The following is a 568-nucleotide window of genomic DNA, read 5'->3' on the forward strand; positions in this document are numbered from 1 at the left end:
TCGACGTTTATTAAGCTTGCTGATAAAGCATCAGGCAAACTTCATGCAAGCAACACCCGCCACCTGGCGATTGCTGATCAGTAGTGGCTGGCAGGGTGAGCCTAGATTAAAAGCACTGTGCGGTGGCGAAGCATTGCCATTGGATTTAGCTGAAGAGCTACTTCAACGCTGTAGTGAGCTTTGGAACATGTATGGCCCAACTGAAACCACCGTTTGGTCTAGCTGTGCCCAGATTACACAAACCCAAACACCGCCTGGATTGGGCTTACCTATCGCCAACACTCAGTTATATGTGCTGGATGAGCAGCTGCGCCCTGTCCCTAACGGCATCGCTGGCGAACTATACATCGGTGGTGACGGTTTGACCTTAGGCTATAACAATCGTGACGAATTAACCCGGAAGGTCTTTATTCCAAACCCCTTTGGAGACGGCCAACTCTATCGCACCGGTGATAAAGTACGCTACACCCACGACGGCACCCTTACGTATATGGGACGACTGGATCAGCAAGTCAAAGTACGCGGCTACCGAATAGAACTGGGTGAAATTGAGACGCTTATGCGCCAA

At 50.5% G+C, this 568-nt stretch carries 1 protein-coding gene; it reads left to right on the top strand.

All coding sequences use genetic code 11. The features are described from left to right. Positions 1-16: 16 nt before the first annotated feature. Positions 17-568: AMP-binding protein (locus A3763_RS17520; protein ID WP_255376627.1), on the top strand; the 552-nt coding region annotated here is incomplete at its 3' end.

Source organism: Oleiphilus sp. HI0128 (assembly GCF_001635365.1).